Source organism: Denitrobaculum tricleocarpae (genome assembly GCF_007004665.1).
Taxonomy (GTDB): domain Bacteria; phylum Pseudomonadota; class Alphaproteobacteria; order Kiloniellales; family Kiloniellaceae; genus Denitrobaculum; species Denitrobaculum tricleocarpae.
Genome location: NZ_ML660056.1, coordinates 175,122 through 194,031, shown reverse-complemented (window position 1 = coordinate 194,031; position 18,910 = coordinate 175,122). Strand labels below are relative to the sequence as shown.

Genomic DNA, 18,910 nt, shown 5'->3' with positions numbered 1-18,910 from the left:
GGCCGGGTAAAACTGGGTTCTGTGTATATGGGATGGAATGTGGCATGTCCATGGCAGCAGGCCCGCTTGAGTGCGAAACCAGGCCCTCCGCCTCCGAAAACCGCTCCAGGAGGCGGGCGGAAAGGCAAAGCTGGAGATCAGTCCCCGGACACCGTTTCGGCTTTCAGGGCCTTCTTGCAGAGCAGAAGCAATTCATCAGATGCGCCGTCTGCCAGACGCTGTCCGTTGTAGAAAAGCTTTCCATCATCGTAGATGACCTGGCCAACCTGGGCGTCGGCCTTAAAGAGGTCCGCATTCGCGGGCACGCCGAACCGCTCGAAAAGATCCACCTCAATCGGAATGACGATCCTCTTGGGTGTTTCGAGACGTGAGAAGCCAGCCTGTCCGCCGCCGTTCAGATCCGCAGGCGCAACCGGGCGCCCGCGGGCATCGACACCGGGCTGGAAAGCCACGTCGGCGTCCGGCTGATGCCGTGTCAGAAGCCGACAGTCTGCGTCGCTGATCTCTATAGTGACGCGCTGCGGATCGCTGGCCGCGTCCTTGCTCTGCTGCGCGCCAGTGGCCGCATCTGACGCGAGACCAACGAGGCACGCCAACCCACCGAAGAGGCAGCCACGCAAAAATCCCGGAACATGAGTCTGGTGTCGCTTTAAATGCATGCTTCAGCCTACAACCTGCGTGTTAAGGAAATAACAATAACTTGTCGCGAAAGCCGGTTCTGCTTCGCGGTCGTTTCGCGGTGGAGATGCCGACTCTACGCCGGGACCTGACCGCGTTTATCCGGTCGCCTCCACCATTCACTGCACAAAAGAGCGGCGCCGGTGAATAAAAGATATGCAGCCACAACTCACCCAGGAATTTATTGCTATGCGAACCTCATAAAGCCCCACTGTGTCTAGGGTTAACGGTCTAATCTATATACCATTTTTCGGATCAGACCTCGGTTGAATTAAGGTACCGCAGACTACGCTTTTGTTGCACTGCAGCGAAAAAACGGCGGATTTCTGAGAAAAATTTAGTGACTGCGCAAAAAAGTTGCTCTAAAACAACTCAACTATAAAAACAAACCGCCCGCGCGGTACGGTCCAAGTTTAGGGGGCCCGGAGCACAAAATTTCCAAGCGAGTGAAAAACTCGCGGCAAAAATATATAGGCCGTTTTGCGTGGCAAGCCTTTCCGATCGAGAGGCTTGCCTTATTTTTTTGCGTTTTCACAAATGGCCCGTGCCTCGCCGGAGAAGGCACAGTTCAACGCCGTCGGAAACGACAGAAATTCACCGTTGTACCAAGGGTTTGACGCAGATTTCTCAAGCTAGAGCAGATCCGGTTTAGATGGAATCGCCTTGGGCGATCCGTCGTACCGGTGAATCTGCTCTAACACTATGATGTAGAGCGGGTTCACAGGTTTTAGCGAAAACACAGAGTGTTTCCGTTAAAACATGACGCGCTCTAGAGTAACAATCGTAACGACTTACTCGACCCGCAGGGGAATCACTTTGTTCTCGAGTGCAAAGTAAATGGCAACCCAGACGACCGCAGCCAGACCCGTGGTGATCAGGGCCTTGCGCCCGAGCATCGGGTTAGCCGGCGCTCCGACTTCATGCCCCTCTTCCGGGTTCTCCACCTTGCGCACACCCCACGGCAGAACCGCGAAGAGCATTACCCACCAGACGATGATGTAGACCAGAATACCGGTAAACCAATTCATGGGACCGCTCTCAAACTCACCATAATCGACGCAGGGATGTCTACGCCTGCTCCAACTCGACCAAAGACCCGCAGAAGTCTTTGGGATGTAAGAACAAAACCGGCTTGTCATGCGCGCCGATCTTGGGTTCGCCGTCGCCGAGAACCCGTGCGCCCCCGGCTTTCAGTTTGTCGCGCGCCGCGTAGATATCATCGACTTCGTAGCAGATGTGATGAATGCCGCCGCTGGCGTTGCGCTCGAGGAAGGCTGCGATCGGCGAGTTTTCACCCAGCGGATGCAGCAGCTCGATCTTGGTGTTGGGCAGCTCGACAAAAACCACGGTGACCCCATGATCAGGCTGCGCCTGGGGTTCGGAGACCTTGCCTCCCAGCATATCCCGGTATTGCGCAACCGCCGCATCCAGATCCGGCACGGCAATCGCCACATGATTCAGTCTGCCAATCATTTAATCGCTCTCCGCTCTATCCAAACGCACCACATGTACAGTGGTAACAGGTTTCTTCTCCAGATCCCGCCTGACCGATCGCCGCACCGCAATCCGGACCTCCTCCGCCACAACATCGTCATCCCGGCGCTGGGCCGCGCGCAGCCCCTTCAAGGCCTGCTCGATAGCATCGATCACGTCGTCGATCTGGTCTTCATCGAGATTCTCGTCGTAGACCCCATGAAAGGTCACCAGCGGCGCGCTGGCAAGAGCCCCCTTCCCGTTCAGCGCAAGTGTGACCGCAATAGCGCCGTTATAGGCCATGCGCTGCCGTTCTTTGAGGATAAGGCTGTCTGTGCCGATCAGGCGGCTGCCCTCCAGCGCGAGACGGCCGGAAGGCACATGGTCCACCACCTCCGCGCGACCGGGCGCAAGGCGGATCATGGCGCCGTTCTGACCCGGTATCTGCTCGGGGATCTGGCATTCACGCGCAAGATCGGCATGGGCCATCAAATGCCGCTGCTCGCCGTGGACCGGCACCGCAACGCGCGGACGGACCCATTGGTACATCTGGGCCAGTTCAGGACGTCCGGGATGTCCGGAGACATGGATGAAGGCGTCATCGTCGGTGATCACATCGATCCCGCGGCTGACCAGAGTGTTCTGGAGCGCAAAGATCGAGGTTTCATTTCCCGGGATCACGCGCGAAGAAAAAATCACGGCGTCACCCTCATCCAGATGGACCTCCCGGTGATCGCCGTGGGCAATCCGCCAAAGAGCTGAACGTGGCTCACCCTGGCTGCCGGTACAGAGCAAAAGCACCTCGTTGCGCGGCAGGTAATCGATATCTTTTTCCGACAGGAAAGGCGGCAAATCCGGCATGTAGCCGTTCTCCCGCGCCGCCTCGTGGATGCGGTGCATCGAGCGGCCCAAAAGAGCAACCCGACGTCCATGGGCTTCCGCCGCACGCACGATGGTCTCGAAGCGGGCCACGTTGCTGGCGAAACAGGCGATGGCAACCCGTTGTTCCAGGCCGCCGACCAGCTCCATCAGATGTTCGCGGACCTCGCTTTCAGAACCGGTTTCCTCCGCATTGAGTGCGTTGGTCGAATCGCACACCATGGCGAGGATGTCTTCGTCAGCCAGGGCCTTCAGACGCGCCTCGTCGAAGTTGTCGCCGACCAGAGGATCGTCGTCGAGCTTCCAGTCGCCCGTGTGCAGGACGTTTCCCGCCGCCGTGCGGATCACGACCGCATTGGGCTCGGGGATCGAATGGGTCAGCGTAATCAGCTCAATATCGAACTTGCCGATGGAGACCCGTCCCGACATGGGAATCTCGGTGATCGGCGCCGCCTCGAAAAGCCCCGCTTCCTTAAGCTTGCGTTCCAGCATGGAGCGCGTGAAGGGCGTCGCATAGAGAGGACATTGCAGCTGCTTCCAAAGATAGGGAACCGCACCGATATGATCTTCGTGAGCGTGGGTCAGCAACAGACCGGCCAGTTGATCGCGCCGCTCGACGATAAAGCGCGGATCCGGCATCAGGACATCGACGCCGGGTAACTCGGGTCCCGCGAAGGTGATACCCAGATCGACCATCAGCCACTGATCGCCATAGCCGTAGAGGTTCAGGTTCATCCCGATCTCGCCCGCTCCACCGAGTGGCAGGAAGAAGAGTTCGTCGGCCTTCATTTTTGCCGCTTTGCTGTCTAAAGGCACAAAGTCATCCGTTCTGGGTCATCCGTTCTGGGGCATCCGCTTTGGGTTATTGGCTATGGGTTATAGGCTCTGGTTTTCGCGGTAGATAAGGGTCAGGCCGCGCAAGGTCAGGTCCTGATCGACCTGTTCGATGGCATCGGTCGCCGCCGCATAGATCGGCGCGAGGCCGCCGGTCCCGATCACCTTCATCTCCTGCCCGTACTCGTCCTTGATCCGCTTCACCAGCCCCTCGATCAGCCCGACATAGCCCCAGAAGATTCCCGACTGCATGGCCGGCACCGTATCCTTGCCGATCACTTTGGCCGGGCGTTCGATCGCAACGCGGGGTAACTGGGCGGCAACCCGATACAATGCGTCGACGGAATGCTGAGCGGCGGGGGCAATCACGCCCCCCTCGTAAGCGCCGTCCGCGGCGACGATATCGAAGTTTGTCGCGGTTCCGAAGTCGATCACGATGGCCGGTCCACCATAGAGATGGTGCGCGGCGACCGCATTCACAAGCCGGTCGGCACCAGCACTCTTCGGTCGGTCAATGCGGTTCTCTATGCCCAGATCGACGTTCGCTTCGCCGATAACCAGAGGTTCCGATCCGAGATACTGATTGCAGAGCTTGCGCAGGCTAAAGCGCGCCGCAGGCACCACATTGGCGATGATCGCCCCCGTGATGTCTTTCAGCGTGAGACCCTCCAGGGCCATCAACTGGGTCAGCCAGACCGCATATTCATCCGCGGTTCTGCGCGGATCGCTGGAGGCCCGCCAGACGCCGCGCCGTGTCTCACCATCATAGACGGCAAAAACCGCGTTGGTGTTTCCGGAATCAATTGTCAGAAGCATGTGTCGTCTCCGATCCACCCTCTCTCGGCTTTCGCGGGCGTGAGTACATTGTATGACCCGTTCTCAGCTCTGGGGAAAGACATCCCCCGCGGTAATGGTTCGCGTCCGGCCATCCTCGAACGTCAGGATCAGCGCGCCATTACGATCCAAATCCCCGAATACACCCGTCAAGGTCTCGTTGGGCAGACGCACCTCGATCGCGCGCCCCAGTCCCTGAACCCGCTGCTTCCAGGCCGCGCGAACATCCCCGAAGCCGCGTTTGCGCCAGACATCCAGCCAGGTTTCCAGCTGGCGGGCCAGTTCCTGGAGCAGTGTCGCAGGCACCAGCGACGCGGGCGCCCCTTCCTTCCGAAGCGAGCTGGCGGGGTAACGCGCATCCTCTGGGAAATGCTCTATATTGGTTCCCATGCCCACGATGACCCAGTCCACCCGTCCAGCGGGAGTCGATTTTGATTCGAGCAGCAGGCCCACACCCTTTTTGCCGTTGAACATCACGTCATTGGGCCACTTGTAGGTCACCTCGACGCGGCTTCCGGCCAAGCTTGAGATAGCTTCGCCCAGAGCCACACAGGCAACAAAGCTAAGCTGCGCCGCCTCACTCGGAGCGCAGTCCGGCCGCAAAACGATGGAAAGATAGAGATTGCCGCGCGGACTGGTCCAGCTGCGGCCCTGGCGGCCGCGCCCCTTGGTCTGCTCCCCGGCCCATACGATGGTGCAGTGGGCAGCGCCCTCCTCGGCGAGGCGGCGGGCTTCGTCGTTGGTGCTCCCGACGCTGTCGAGCGCGATCAGACTGAAAGCCGGCGGTAATTCCGGCAGACGTGCCGGCGCGGTTCCGGACGGGCCGGAGATCATCCCGGGAACAGGGTCGCGGCGGCGGCCCCGGCACTCTCGACCACCGGGCCGGGAATGACGAAAAACAGCAGCGTAAAGACACCGGTGATGACCAGAACGGCCGTCATCTCCCGGCCGATCGGCGTATCGAAGGATTCAGACGGCTCGTCGAAATACATCAGCTTGATGATGCGCAGGTAATAGAACGCGCCCACGACCGAGGTCAGAACACCAATCACCGCCAGGGTATAGAGCTGGGCATCGATGGCCGCCAGGAAGATGTAGAGCTTGCCGAAGAAGCCCGCGAGCGGCGGAATGCCCGCCATGGAGAACATGAAGATCGCGAGTGCCAAGGCCATCATCGGATTGGTCTTGCTGAGGCCCTTCAGATCGTCGATCCCCTCCACCATCCGGTCCTTCTGACGCATGCAGAGAATGCAGGCGAAGGTGCCCAGGTTCATGAAGATGTAGATGGTCAGGTAGATCGCGATCCCGCTGATACCGGCTTCCGTGCCGCTCGCCAGACCGATCAGCGCGTAACCGATATGGCCGATAGAGCTGTAGGCCATCAGGCGCTTGATGTTTTTCTGGTTGATCGCCGCGAAGGCCCCCAGAACCATCGAGCCGATCGAGACGGCGATGACGATCTGCTGCCACTGGTCGAAAAGCCCACCGAAGGGCTCGATCAGCACCCGGATGAAGAGCGCCATGGCCGCAATCTTGGGCGCGGTGGCAAAGAACGCCGTCACCGGCGTCGGCGCGCCCTCGTAAACGTCCGGCGTCCACATGTGGAAGGGCACAGCGGAGACCTTGAAGGCCAGACCCGCGCAGAGGAAGACCAGACCGACGATCAGGCCGATCGAGACACCCGCCCCGCCGATCTCGAAGACCCGGGCGATGCCGTCGAAATTGGTGGTCCCGGCAAAGCCGTAGATCATGGAACTGCCGTACAGCAGCATGCCGGACGACAGGGCGCCCAGCACGAAATACTTCAGGCCGGCCTCGCTGGAGCGTAGATTATCGCGCCGGAACGCTGCGACCACATAGAGCGAGAGGCTCTGCAGCTCCAGGCCCATGTAAAGCGCGATCAGATCGTTGGCCGAGATCATGGCCATCATGCCCACGGTGGCGAAGAGCATCAGCACCGGGAACTCGAAACGGGCCATATCCTCGCGCTGGATAAAGCGCTGCGAGATAATGATCGAAACGCCGGTTCCAATGAGAACCAGCAGCTTCATGAAGTCGCCGAAGCCGTCAATCGTCAGCAAGCCGCCAAACGCAACGCCCTCGGGCCGCGCAGGCAGCAGGATCAGGGCAAAGGTGACCACCAGGGCCAGAACCGAGAGGCTGGAGACCAGTTGGGTGGAGTCATTGCCGCGGAATACACCCAGCATCAGGAGCGCGATCGCGGAGCAGACAAGGAAGAGTTCCGGCAGTATAGCCATGAGATCAGCGGTGATCATATCCGTATCCTCGCCCCTATTTGCCGGACCAGAGGCTGGCCAGGGACACGCCGTCCGAGGCCGCCAGGGATTGGTTATAATTGTCGATGAGGTTGCTCACCGAGACCGACATCACGTCCAGGAAGGACACGGGGTAAATTCCCATCCAAAGTACGATGACCACGAGCGGCGCGAACACCGCCTTCTCGCGCCAATTCATATCCAGGATCGTCTTCAGATCCTCCTTGGTCAGACTTCCGAAGATGACCCGGCGATAGAGGTAGAGCATGTAGGCCGCGCCCAGAACCATGCCGCTGGCGGCCAGAAGCGCCACCCAGGTATTGGACTGGAAGGCCCCGACCAGGATCAGGAACTCGCCGACGAAACCGCCGGTTCCCGGCAGGCCCACCGAGGCCAGGGTGAAGACGATGAAGATGACCGAATAGGCCGGCATGCGCTCGACGAGACCGCCGTAGCGGTCGATCTCGCGCGTATGCATCCGGTCGTAGATCACACCGACACAGAGGAAGAGTGCGCCCGAGACGATGCCGTGGGAGAGCATCTGGAAGATCGCGCCCTCGATGCCCTGCTGGTTCATCGTGAAGATGCCGATGGTCACGAAACCCATGTGCGCGACCGAGGAATAGGCGATCAGCTTCTTCATGTCCTCCTGGGCCAGAGCGACCAGGGAGGTATAGATCACCGCGATCACAGACAGCGTGTAGACCAGCGGCGTAAAGTACTCGGAGGCCTCCGGCATGATCGGCAGCGAGAAGCGCAGGAAGCCGTAGGCGCCCATTTTCAGCAACACACCGGCCAGGATTACCGAGCCCGCCGTGGGCGCTTCGACATGCGCGTCCGGCAGCCAGGTATGAACCGGCCACATGGGGACCTTGACCGCGAAGGATGCAAAGAAGGCCAGCCACAGCCAGAGCTGCATGGTGCCGGGGATCTGAACACCTGAGATCAGCGTGACGATGTCCATGGTGCCGGTCTGGAAGTAGATCGCCATGATGGCGAGCAGCATCAGGACGGAGCCCAGCAGCGTGTAGAGGAAGAACTTGAAGGCCGCGTAGACCCGGCGGGCGCCGCCCCAGATGCCGATGATCAGGAACATCGGGATCAGCACGCCCTCGAAGAAGACGTAGAAGAGCATGAAGTCGAGCGCGCAGAACATGCCGACCATCAGCGTCTCGAGCGCCAGGAACGCCACCATGTACTCCCGCACACGGGTCTTGACCGAGTCCCAGCTGGCCAGGATACACAGCGGGGTCAGAAGCGTGGAGAGCAGCACGAAGAGGACCGAGATGCCGTCGACGCCCATGCGATACGTCAGGCCGAGCGACGGAATCCACTCGTATTCCTCGACGAACTGAAATTCCGCGGTGTCCCGGTCGAAGCCGAACCAGAGCGTAAGCGACACCGCGAAGGTGACCAGCGAGGTCCAGAGCGCCGTGTAGCGGGCATTGCGCGCCACAGCCTCTTCGTCACCCCGGATAAAGACCAGAATGAAAAACACGCCGACCAGCGGCAGGAAGGTGATGATGGAGAGGATCTGATCAGTCATGGGATCACTTTCCAACCTGGAAAAGGAAGTACCAGGTCACCAGCGCGACAACGCCGATCAGCATGGCAAAAGCATAGTGGTAGACGTACCCGGTCTGCAGGGCCGAAATCCGCTGCGAGAGGCTCCGGGTCGACTCGGCGACGCCATCCGGACCGAAGCCGTCGATTATCGCCCGGTCCCCGGCCTTCCAGAACTTGACGCCGAGGGCCATGGCGGGCCGGACGAAGAGCAAATCGTAAAGCTCGTCGAAATACCACTTGTTGAAAGAGAAGGCGTATAGCGGCCGGAAGACCCTGGCGAAGGTCTGCGGCAGATCAGGCTTGGCGATATAGAAGAGCCAGGCCAGGACGATACCGCTGACCGCCATCACGAGGGGCGCCCAAGGCACCCAGCCGGGGATGTTCTTGACCGCCTCGATGGTGTCGTTGGCCGGGAGCACGAAGAGTGCCTCGCCCCAGAATTCGAAACGGTTATCGCCTACAAAGTAACTGTAGCCAAGCATACCCGAGAAAACAGCGCCAACCGCAAGCACCAGCAGCGGGATCATCATGACCATGGGCGATTCATGGACGTGGGACATGACCTCGTTGCTCGCCCGTGGCTTGCCGTGGAAAGTCATGAAGAGCAAACGCCAGGAATAAAAGGCGGTCATGAAAGCCGCGGCGATGCCCAGCCAGAAGGCGAAGCCGCCGTGCAGACTGTGATCGGCATAGGCCGCTTCCAGCACCAGATCCTTGGAGAAGTATCCAGCGAACGGAAAGATCCCCGCCAGGGCCAGGGACCCGATCCACATCAGGATGTAGGTGTAGGGGACCAGTTTGTAGATACCGCCCATGTTGCGCATGTCCTGCTCGTTGGACATGGCGTGGATCACCGAGCCCGCCCCCAGGAACAGGAGCGCCTTGAAGAAAGCATGCGTGAAGAGATGGAAGATCGCGCCGCCGTAGGCCGAGACCCCGAGCGCAAAGAACATGTAGCCGAGCTGCGAACAGGTTGAATAAGCGATCACCCGCTTGATATCGGTCTGGGTCAGGCCGACCGTGGCTGCGAAGAAGGCCGTCGCGGCACCGACATAAGTCACGATCTCCAGGGCGATGGGCGCGTATTCGAACATCGGCGAGAGCCGCGCAAGCATGAAGACGCCGGCGGTCACCATGGTCGCCGCATGGATCAGCGCGGAGACCGGTGTCGGGCCCTCCATGGCGTCCGGCAGCCAGGTATGAAGCCCGAGCTGCGCCGATTTCCCCATGGCACCGATAAAGAGCAGGATGCAGATGATCGTCAGGGCATGCCCCTCGATCCCGATAAAGGTGAACTTCGCGTCCGCCTGCCCTTCAACCGAGGCAAAGACCTGGTCGAAGCCGACCGCGCCGAACAGCACGAAAGCGCCCATGATGCCCAGGGCAAAACCGATGTCGCCGACCCGGTTGACCAGGAAGGCCTTGATGGCCGCCGCGCAGGCGGTGGGTTTTTCATACCAGAAGCCGATCAGCAGGTACGACGCCAGACCGACGCCTTCCCAGCCGAAGAACATCTGCACGAAGTTGTCTGCCGTCACCAGCATCAGCATGAAGAAGGTGAAAAGGCTCAGATAGGCGAAAAAGCGCGGGCGGTGCTTGTCGTGCGACATGTAGCCGACGGAATAAACATGCACCATGGAGGATACGCCGTTGACCACGACCAGCATGACCGCGGTCAGAGTGTCTACCTTCAAGGCCCAGGAGAGCTCGAAGTCGCCCGAATCGATCCAGGTGAAGAGTTCGGTCGTGCGGGCGTTGCCGCCGATCGCGACATCGAAGAACACCACCACCGAAAGAGCCGCCGCAATCAACATGAAGAGGCAGGTCACGACCTGGGAGCCACGGTCCCCGATCATGCGGCCAAACAGTCCTGCTATGATCGCTCCGGCCAGCGGTAGGCCGACAATTAGTACGTCCATAACGGCGCCTCAGCCCTTCATCATGTTGATATCTTCAACCGCGATCGAGCCGCGGTTTCGGAAGTAGACCACCAGGATCGCAAGGCCGATGGCGGCCTCCGCCGCCGCAACGGTCAGCACGAACAACGCAAACACCTGTCCGACCAGATCCCCAAGATGGGTCGAGAAAGCGACCAGGTTGATGTTGACCGCGAGCAACATCAGCTCGATCGACATCAGGATGATGATCACGTTCTTGCGGTTCAGGAAGATGCCGAAGATCCCCAGGGTAAAGAGGATCGCTGCGACGCTCAGATAATGCTCAAGGCCGATTTCCAACATCGCTTACACCCCGCTCCTGCTCGGTACGTCCTTGACCTCGACGGCCTCTTCCCGGGTCCGGGAAACCTGATCGGCAATCGACTGGCGGCGGACGCCGTCACGGTGACGCAGGGTCAGGACAATCGCTCCGACCATGGCAACCAACAGGACCAGCCCCGCCATCTGGAAAAGGTAGGCGTACTTGGTATAGATCACCTGTCCGAGCGCCTGCGTATTGTGGACCTCATCGATCGGCGGAATGGGAACCCCAGACAGCGACGTCGGCAGGTCCGGCGTGGTCGCAACCCAGGAGAAACCGACCAGGGCCAGCTCGACCAGCAGAACCAGTCCGATCAAAAGCCCCACCGGCAGGTACTGCAGAAATCCCTGGCGCATGACCGCGTAATTGATGTCCAGCATCATGACCACGAAGAGGAACAACACCGCCACGGCGCCGACGTAAACGACCACCAGGATCATCGCCAGGAATTCCGCGCCCATCAGGACGAAAAGTCCGGCGGCATTAAAAAACGCCAGAATAAGGAACAGCACGGAATGCACGGGGTTACGCGCCGAGACGACCATAACGCCGGCGGCAACCGTGATTGCGGCGAACATGTAAAATACAAGCGCCTCGACGATCATGTTTCTAGTCCTCTGGATACGGCATTCCGCAGGACCGGTATGCGGCAAGTACTCAAGATCGAATTCCCCCCAGCAACGCGGCCCGCCTTTGCGCCGGCCGCTTTTTGCTGCTGCTTAACGGTATGGCGCGTCCTGCGCCAGATTTTGTGCGATCTCCGTTTCCCAACGGTCGCCGTTCGAGAGCAGCTTTTCCTTGTTGTAGAAAAGCTCCTCGCGGGTTTCCGTCGCGAACTCGAAGTTCGGCCCCTCGACGATGGCATCCACGGGACAGGCTTCCTGGCAGAAGCCGCAGTAGATGCACTTCGTCATATCGATGTCGTAGCGTGTCGTCCGGCGGCTGCCGTCTTCACGCGGTTCGGCTTCAATGGTGATGGCCTGTGCCGGACACACCGCTTCGCAGAGCTTGCACGCAATGCAGCGCTCTTCCCCGTTCGCGTAGCGGCGCAGGGCATGTTCACCCCGGAAACGCGGTGATAGTGGCCCCTTCTCGAAGGGATAGTTCAAGGTCACCTTCGGCTTGAAGAAGTACTTCAAGGTCAGGCCCATACCGGAAATCAGCTCACCCAGAAGAAAGCTGCGGGCTGTGCGGTCGAGAAAAGCCATTCGCCTTACCTCTCACTTTCAAACGCATTGAGCGCCGGATCCAACTGCATTGCCCGACTCACTTCGGCAGCAGATCGAACGCGACGACCACACCGGCCGTCAGAACCACCCAGAAGAGCGAGAACGGCAGGAAGACTTTCCAGCCCAGCCGCATCAACTGGTCATAGCGATAACGTGGGAAGGTGGCCCGAACCCACAGGAAGCAGAAGAGCACCAGGGCGATCTTCGCGAAGAACCAGATCGGCCCCGGAATAAAGCCCAGGATCTCATGCGGCGGCAGCCAGCCTCCCAGAAAGAGGATCACCGTCATCGCGCTCATCAGGATCATGTTGGCGTATTCGCCCAGGAAGAAGAGCGCGAAGGTCATCGAGGAGTACTCGACGAAGAAACCCGCCACCAGTTCCGACTCGCCTTCTGGCAGGTCGAAAGGCGAGCGGTTGGTTTCGGCCAGGATCGAGATGAAGAAGATCACGAACATGGGCAGCAGCGGGATCGCAAACCAGAGGTTCTCCTGCGCCATGACGATATCCGTCAGGTTCAGGGACCCCACGCAAATCAGCACCGTGATAATGACGAAGCCCATGGAGACCTCGTAGGACACCATCTGCGCCGCAGAGCGCAGCGCGCCCAGGAAAGGATACTTCGAGTTCGAGGCCCAACCGGCCATGATCACGCCGTAAACCCCCAGCGAAGAGATCGCAAAGAGATAAAGAATACCAACGTTGATGTCCGCGAGCACAACGCCGTAGTCAAAGGGAATGACGGCCCAGGCGATGAGCCCCAGAATGAAGGTCAGCATCGGCGCCATGACGAAGACGACCTTGTTCGCCCCCGCCGGCAGGATCGTCTCCTTGAAGAAGAGTTTCGCGCCGTCGGCGAGCGGCTGCAGAAGACCGAAGGGGCCGACCACGTTGGGTCCCTTGCGCAGCTGCATCGCGCCGATCACCTTGCGCTCCGCATAAGTCAGATAAGCGACCGCCCCCAGCAGGGGAATGATGATCGCGAAAATCTGCGCGACGATTATGACAGTCGGCAGTCCGTAGCCGGTCCAGAATTCAGCCATCGGTCTCGGTTGCCCCCTCTTGCTTCCCGAGCACAAAGGTCTCGGTGCACTTTGCCATGGTGTCCGAAGCACGGCTGATCGGATCGGTCATGTAGTAGTTCGTGACCGGCGAGATGAAAGGCGCCGAATCCAAATCCCCCTCGGATCCGAAGGCCTTCCAGCTTCCCGGCTGTGCCTGGTCCACCACCGCGAAAACCGGATTGGCTTCAATCAGCTTCGCGCGCAACTGGCCCAGATTGTCGTAAGGCAGAGCCTCGCCCAGCTGAGCGGACAGCGCCCTTAAGATCGTCCAGTCCTCGCGCGCATCGCCCGGCGGGAAACCGGCCAGGCGGCCGAGTTGAACCCGGCCCTCGGTGTTGACGTAGGTGCCGTTCTTTTCGGTGTAGGCCGCGCCCGGCAGAACCACGTCGGCGCGATGGGCCCCGGCGTCGCCGTGATGGCCCTGATAGACGACGAAGGCCGTACCCAGGCGCTCCATGTCGATCTCGTCGGCGCCCAGCAGATAGACCAGTTCGATTTCGCCCGTCCCGGCCCCGTCGAGGATGCCATCCAGATCCCGTCCGGCCTCGCCCGGCAGGAAGCCGACATCCATGCCACCGACGCGCGCCGCGGCCGTGTGCAGAACGTTAAAGCCGTTCCAGTCGCCCGAGACCATGCCGAAGTCGTCTGCGATCTTGCGGGCCAGCGCCAGAACCGCGCCGCCGTCCGCACGTGCCAGGGCCCCCATGCCGACAATAATCATCGGGCGTTCGGCGGACTTGAGCACTTCGGAGAAGGAACTGCGGCCTTCGGCGACGTCCTTCAAGGTCTCGCCACCGGCCCCGAGGTATTCGACCGGATAGGAGAGATCCGCCTGAGCGCCGATCGCGGCGACCTTCAGGCCGGATGCCAGGAAGCGTTTGCGCAGACGCGCGTTGATCAGCGGGGCTTCCCAGCGAGGGTTTGTCCCCACAAGCAGCACCGCGTCTGTCTCTTCGATCCCGGCGATGCCGCTGTTGAAGAGGTAAGCGGCGCGTGTCGAGCTATCGAGTTTCGCCCCGTCCTGACGGCAATCCAGGTTCTCCGATCCCAGGCCGTTCATGAGCTGCTTCAGGGCAAACATGGATTCCGTATCGCAGAGATCGCCCGCGATGGCAGCCATCCTGTCGCCGGAGAGGCCTTTTACCTTGGCCGCGATCGCACCGAAGGCCTCTTCCCAGGACGCCGGAGTCAGTTTTCCGTCACGCCTGACATAGGGCTGATCGATCCGCTGCCGGCCAAGGCCGTCGCAGGCGTGGCGCGTCTTGTCGGCAATCCACTCTTCATTGATGCCTTCGTGCAGGCGCGGCAGCACCCGCATGACTTCCCTGCCCCGGGTATCGACCCGGATATTGGAGCCGACCGCATCCATCACATCGACGGAGTTGGTCTTGCGCAGCTCCCAGGGGCGCGCGGAAAAGGCATAGGGTTTGGAGGTCAGGGCGCCGACCGGGCAGACATCGACCAGATTGCCCGAGAGCTCCGAATCGACCGCTTTCTCAAGCGTCGTGATCTCCGCGTGCTCGCCGCGATTGACCAGGCCGATCTCCTCGACCCCCGCAATCTCGGTCGAAAAGCGGACACAGCGTGTGCACTGAATGCAGCGGGTCATGATCGTCTTGATCAGGGGCCCCATGTACTTCTCTTTGACCGCGCGCTTGTTTTCGGTGTAGCGGCTGCGGTCGAAGCCGAAGGCCATGGCCTGATCCTGCAGATCGCACTCGCCGCCCTGATCGCAGATCGGGCAATCCAGCGGGTGGTTGATCAGCAGAAACTCCATGACACCCTTGCGGGCCTTATGGACCGTCGGCGTATCGGTCTTGATCACCATGCCTTCGCCCACCGGCATCGCGCAGGAGGCGATCGGCTTGGGCGCGCGCTCCATCTCGACCAGGCACATACGGCAGTTGCCCGCGACCGAGAGGCGCTCGTGATAGCAGAAACGGGGAATCTCGACGCCGGCCAGCTCACAGGCCTGGAGAACCGTCAGTCCGTTCGGGACCTCGATCTCGCGATCGTCGATGGTCAGCTTCGGCATAAAGGTCTCCTATTCCGCCGCTGCCTGTTTGGACGTCTTGTATTCGAGAATCCGGCGCTCCAGCTCGGGCCGGAAATGCCGGATCAAACCCTGGATCGGCCAGGCAGCTGCATCGCCCAGTGCGCAGATGGTGTGGCCTTCGACCTGATAGGTCACATCCAGGAGGGTATCGATCTCGTCGACATCCGCCTCACCCTTCACCATGCGGGTCATGACACGCCACATCCAGCCGGTCCCTTCACGGCAGGGCGTGCACTGGCCGCAGCTTTCGTGCATGTAGAAGTGCGACAGACGGGCAATCGCCTCGACGATGTCGGTTGATTTGTCCATAACGATGACCGCCGCCGTGCCCAGGCCCGACTTGACCTCCCGCAGGGCGTCGAAATCCATCAGAACCGTGTCGCAGATCGATTTGGGCAGCATCGGCACTGAGGATCCGCCCGGGATCACCGCAAGCAGATTGTCCCAGCCGCCGCGCACGCCGCCGGCATGCTTCTCGATCAGCTCCTTCAAGGGGATACTCATCGATTCCTCGACGTTGCAGGGCTTATTTACGTGGCCGGAAATGCTGTAGATCTTGGTACCCGCGTTGTTCTGGCGTCCGAAGCCCGCGAACCATTCCGAGCCACGGCGCAGGATGGTCGGCGAAACGGCAATGGTCTCGACATTGGTCACCGTCGTCGGGCAGCCGTAAAGACCGACGGCCGCCGGGAACGGCGGTTTCAGGCGGGGCTGGCCCTTCTTACCTTCCAGGCTCTCGAGCAGAGCGGTTTCCTCGCCGCAGATGTAAGCGCCCGCGCCGCGATGAATGTAGAGGTCGTAGTCATACCCGGACCCGCAGGCATTCTTGCCCAAGAAGCCTTTGGCATAGGCCTGTTCGACCGCCGCTTCCAGGCGCTGTGATTCGAGATAATACTCGCCGCGGATATAGATGTAGCAGGCCTGTGCGCCCATGGCGAAGCCAGCAACCAGACAGCCTTCCAGCAGCCGGTGCGGATCGTTGCGCATGATCTCACGGTCTTTGCAGGATCCCGGCTCCGATTCGTCCGCGTTGACCACCAGGTAAGCCGGGCGGCCATCGCTTTCCTTGGGCATGAAGGACCATTTGATCCCTGCCGGGAACCCGGCGCCGCCGCGTCCGCGCAGGCCCGAAGCCTTGATCTCCTCGACGATATCCTCGCGGCCCATGGCCAGCAGGCTTTTGGTATCGTCCCAGATGCCACGCTCGATGGCGCCCTCGACGCCCCAGTCGTGCTGTCCATAGAGGTTCGTAAAGATGCGGTCGGTATCGTTCAGCATCAGCCTTCCTCTCCACTCGGCACGATCTTGGCCACGAATGCCTCCGGCTCCATCTTCACGGCCTTACCGTCGAAGGGCGGCAGATCCTGCAGCGTTTGGGGGCCGCCTTCCGGGGCGGAGGTCAAACGGCCGATCTGCGATCCGACCGGGATCACTTTTCCCGCGCGCAGATCGTCGATCATTTCTTCCATACGCTCGGGTGTCAGATCTTCGTAATAGTCGTCGTTGATCTGAACCATCGGCGCGTTCGCGCAAGCGCCCAGGCATTCGACTTCGATGACGGAGAACAGACCGTCTTCGGTCACTTCGCCGAACTTCACGCCCAGTTTCTTTTTGCAGGCTTCCGACAGACCGTCCGAGCCGCGCAGCCAACAGGGCGTCGTGCGGCAGACCTGAATGAAGTGCTTGCCCACCGGTTTCAGATTGAACATGGAGTAGAAACTGGCCACCTCGAACGCGCGCATGGGCGCTATTTCCAGGTAATTGGCAACGTAGGCAATGGCATCTCCTGACAACCAGCCGCCGTTCTGACGCTGCGCCAGATCCAGCAGCGCGATCACCGCACTGGCCTGACGGCCTTCGGGATAGCGCGCGACGAACTTTTTCGCGACATCCAGATTTTCGGGTGTGAAGGAAAAGTCCCCGACATCCCCTTCCGCGTAACTCGTAACCTTCATCGGTCGACCTCGCCGAACACGATATCCATTGATCCCAGAATGGCGACACTGTCCGCCAGCATATGGCCGCGGCACATGTAGTCCATGGCCGCCAAATGCGCAAACCCGGGAGCGCGGATTTTGCAGCGGTAGGGTTTGTTGCTGCCGTCGGATATCAGGAACACGCCAAACTCACCCTTGGGCGCTTCAACCGCGGTGTAGGTTTCGCCCGGCGGCACATGATAACCCTCGGTATAGAGTTTAAAGTGATGGATCAGCGCTTCCATCGACTGCTTCATTTCGCCGCGGCGCGGGGGTGTGATCTTGTGATCGGTCGTCATGACCGGGCCATCGGGCATCTTATCGATGCACTGCTCCATCAGACGGACGGACTGGCGCATTTCCTCCATCCGGCAGAGGTAACGGTCGAAGCAGTCACCGTTTTTGCCAACCGGAATGTCGAAATCCAGTTCTTCATAGCAGTCATAAGGCTGTGCCTTGCGCAGGTCCCAAGGGACGTTGGAGCCGCGCAGCATGACACCGGAGAAGCCCCAATCGCTGGCTTCTTCGCGGGTCACCGCGCCGATATCGACCGTGCGCTGCCGGAAGATCCGGTTGTTGGTCAACAGGCCTTCCATGTCGTCGATGACCTTCGGGAATGTCTTGCAGAAAGCCGCAATGTCCTCGAGCAATCCGGCGGGCAGATCCTGATGGACGCCGCCGGGGCGGAAGTAAGCCGCATGGAGGCGCGCGCCGCAGGCCCGCTCATAAAACTCCATCAGCTTCTCACGTTCCTCGAAGCCCCAGAGGATCGGGGTCATCGCGCCGACGTCGATGGCGAAGGTCGTGATGTTGAGCAGATGATTGAGGATCCGGCCGATCTCGCAATAAAGCACCCGGATGTACTGACCGCGCTTCGGCACCTCGATCCCGAGCAGCTTTTCGACAGCCAGGGCAAAGGCATGCTCCTGGTTCATGGGCGAGACGTAGTCCAGCCGATCGAAGTAGGGCACGGCCTGAAGGTAGGTCTTATGCTCGATCAGCTTCTCGGTGCCCCGGTGCAGCAGACCGATGTGAGGGTCCGCGCGCTCAATAATCTCACCGTCCATTTCGAGCACCAGGCGCAGCACACCATGGGCCGCCGGATGCTGGGGCCCGAAGTTGAGCGTCATCGGCTTGATTTGTTGTTCGGCCATCAGGCAGCTCCCTCTTCGCCGTTGTCCGTCTCGGCCTTTTCATCTCCGGGCAGGCGCAGCATACCCTCCCAGGGCGACATGAAATCGAAGGTGCGATATTCCTGAGTCAGCTTGACCGGTTCATAGACGACCCGCTTCTGCGTCTCGTCATAGCGAACCTCGACATAACCGGTCAGGGGGAAGTCTTTCCGCAGAGGATGCCCCTCAAAGCCATAATCCATCAGCATGCGGCGTAAATCCGGATGTTCGCCGAAGTAGATGCCGTACATGTCCCAGACTTCCCGTTCGTACCAGATCGCCGAGGAGAAGACCTCCGCGACCGAGGGCACAAGGCTTGCTTCGTCGGTAACCAGCTTGACACGGATGCGCTGATTGAGCTTCAGCGACAGCAGGTGGTAGACCACGTCGAAGCGTTCTTCACGGGCCGGAAAGTCCACGGCCGTGACGTCCATCAGTTGCTTGAACTGGCAATTCTGATCGTCCCGGAGAAAAGTCAGAACCTTGACGATCGCGTCGCGCTTGCAATGGATGATCAGTTCATCGGCGACAATGTCGAACCCATCCACACGCTGCGCATGCGCCGCGCTGATGTATTCACCGAGATCATTGAGGGCTTCATTCATAGGAATCTGC

Annotated in this window: 18 protein-coding genes; all 18 read right to left on the bottom strand. The window is 60.3% G+C overall.

Going from position 1 to position 18,910, the window contains the following annotated elements; genetic code table 11:
* Nucleotides 1-137: 137 nt before the first annotated feature.
* The 18 genes from FKG95_RS15710 to FKG95_RS15625 all read right to left on the bottom strand — a co-directional run bounded on the left by FKG95_RS15710 (nt 138) and on the right by FKG95_RS15625 (nt 18,900).
* On the bottom strand, nt 138-659 hold the full coding sequence (locus tag FKG95_RS15710; protein ID WP_142897338.1) for a hypothetical protein: 522 nt from the start codon (nt 657-659) through the stop codon (nt 138-140).
* Between the two features lie 810 nt (nt 660-1,469).
* Nucleotides 1,470-1,706 (bottom strand): DUF1467 family protein, encoded by a 237-nt coding sequence (locus FKG95_RS15705; protein ID WP_142897337.1) that lies wholly within the window; start codon nt 1,704-1,706, stop codon nt 1,470-1,472.
* Between the two features lie 40 nt (nt 1,707-1,746).
* Nucleotides 1,747-2,151 carry a methylmalonyl-CoA epimerase gene (mce, locus tag FKG95_RS15700; RefSeq protein ID WP_142897336.1) on the bottom strand — a complete coding sequence of 135 codons (405 nt, stop codon included), beginning with the start codon at nt 2,149-2,151 and terminating at the stop codon, nt 1,747-1,749.
* Entirely contained in the window at nt 2,152-3,846 is a 1,695-nt protein-coding gene (locus FKG95_RS15695) for a ribonuclease J (RefSeq protein WP_342779243.1), read from the bottom strand.
* A gap of 60 nt (nt 3,847-3,906) precedes the next feature.
* Nucleotides 3,907-4,680, bottom strand: a complete 774-nt coding sequence (locus tag FKG95_RS15690) for a type III pantothenate kinase (RefSeq protein ID WP_142897335.1) — start codon at nt 4,678-4,680, stop codon at nt 3,907-3,909.
* Between the two features lie 63 nt (nt 4,681-4,743).
* Nucleotides 4,744-5,532 (bottom strand): biotin--[acetyl-CoA-carboxylase] ligase, encoded by a 789-nt coding sequence (locus FKG95_RS15685; RefSeq protein WP_142897334.1) that lies wholly within the window; start codon nt 5,530-5,532, stop codon nt 4,744-4,746.
* The gene (nuoN, locus tag FKG95_RS15680; protein ID WP_142897333.1) at nt 5,529-6,974 is read right to left on the bottom strand and encodes an NADH-quinone oxidoreductase subunit NuoN; all 1,446 of its coding nucleotides are present in this window, start codon (nt 6,972-6,974) and stop codon (nt 5,529-5,531) included. Before nuoN ends, FKG95_RS15685 begins: the two co-directional genes overlap by 4 nt.
* Nucleotides 6,975-6,990: 16 nt before the next feature.
* Nucleotides 6,991-8,520 carry an NADH-quinone oxidoreductase subunit M gene (locus FKG95_RS15675; RefSeq protein WP_142897332.1) on the bottom strand — a complete coding sequence of 510 codons (1,530 nt, stop codon included), beginning with the start codon at nt 8,518-8,520 and terminating at the stop codon, nt 6,991-6,993.
* 4 nt (nt 8,521-8,524) lie between these two features.
* The gene (gene nuoL / locus FKG95_RS15670) at nt 8,525-10,459 is read right to left on the bottom strand and encodes an NADH-quinone oxidoreductase subunit L (RefSeq protein WP_142897331.1); all 1,935 of its coding nucleotides are present in this window, start codon (nt 10,457-10,459) and stop codon (nt 8,525-8,527) included.
* Nucleotides 10,460-10,468: 9 nt separating this feature from the next.
* On the bottom strand, nt 10,469-10,777 hold the full coding sequence (gene nuoK, locus FKG95_RS15665; RefSeq protein ID WP_179954138.1) for an NADH-quinone oxidoreductase subunit NuoK: 309 nt from the start codon (nt 10,775-10,777) through the stop codon (nt 10,469-10,471).
* 6 nt (nt 10,778-10,783) lie between these two features.
* Nucleotides 10,784-11,404, bottom strand: a complete 621-nt coding sequence (locus tag FKG95_RS15660; RefSeq protein WP_142897329.1) for an NADH-quinone oxidoreductase subunit J — start codon at nt 11,402-11,404, stop codon at nt 10,784-10,786.
* 114 nt (nt 11,405-11,518) lie between these two features.
* A complete protein-coding gene (gene nuoI, locus FKG95_RS15655; protein WP_142897328.1) occupies nt 11,519-12,007 on the bottom strand; it encodes an NADH-quinone oxidoreductase subunit NuoI in 489 nt (162 codons plus the stop codon).
* A gap of 58 nt (nt 12,008-12,065) precedes the next feature.
* Complete coding sequence (gene nuoH / locus FKG95_RS15650) at nt 12,066-13,070, bottom strand: NADH-quinone oxidoreductase subunit NuoH (RefSeq protein ID WP_142897327.1); 1,005 nt, start codon at nt 13,068-13,070, stop codon at nt 12,066-12,068.
* A complete protein-coding gene (nuoG, locus tag FKG95_RS15645) occupies nt 13,063-15,126 on the bottom strand; it encodes an NADH-quinone oxidoreductase subunit NuoG (protein WP_142897326.1) in 2,064 nt (687 codons plus the stop codon). Before nuoG ends, nuoH begins: the two co-directional genes overlap by 8 nt.
* A 9-nt stretch (nt 15,127-15,135) precedes the next feature.
* Nucleotides 15,136-16,425 (bottom strand): NADH-quinone oxidoreductase subunit NuoF, encoded by a 1,290-nt coding sequence (gene nuoF / locus FKG95_RS15640; RefSeq protein ID WP_142897325.1) that lies wholly within the window; start codon nt 16,423-16,425, stop codon nt 15,136-15,138.
* Nucleotides 16,425-17,102, bottom strand: a complete 678-nt coding sequence (nuoE, locus tag FKG95_RS15635) for an NADH-quinone oxidoreductase subunit NuoE (protein ID WP_142897324.1) — start codon at nt 17,100-17,102, stop codon at nt 16,425-16,427. The genes nuoF and nuoE overlap by 1 nt, the downstream gene beginning before the upstream one ends.
* A complete protein-coding gene (locus FKG95_RS15630) occupies nt 17,099-18,277 on the bottom strand; it encodes an NADH-quinone oxidoreductase subunit D (protein WP_142897323.1) in 1,179 nt (392 codons plus the stop codon). The genes nuoE and FKG95_RS15630 overlap by 4 nt, the downstream gene beginning before the upstream one ends.
* On the bottom strand, nt 18,277-18,900 hold the full coding sequence (locus FKG95_RS15625; RefSeq protein WP_142897322.1) for an NADH-quinone oxidoreductase subunit C: 624 nt from the start codon (nt 18,898-18,900) through the stop codon (nt 18,277-18,279). Before FKG95_RS15625 ends, FKG95_RS15630 begins: the two co-directional genes overlap by 1 nt.
* Nucleotides 18,901-18,910: the final 10 nt, after the last annotated feature.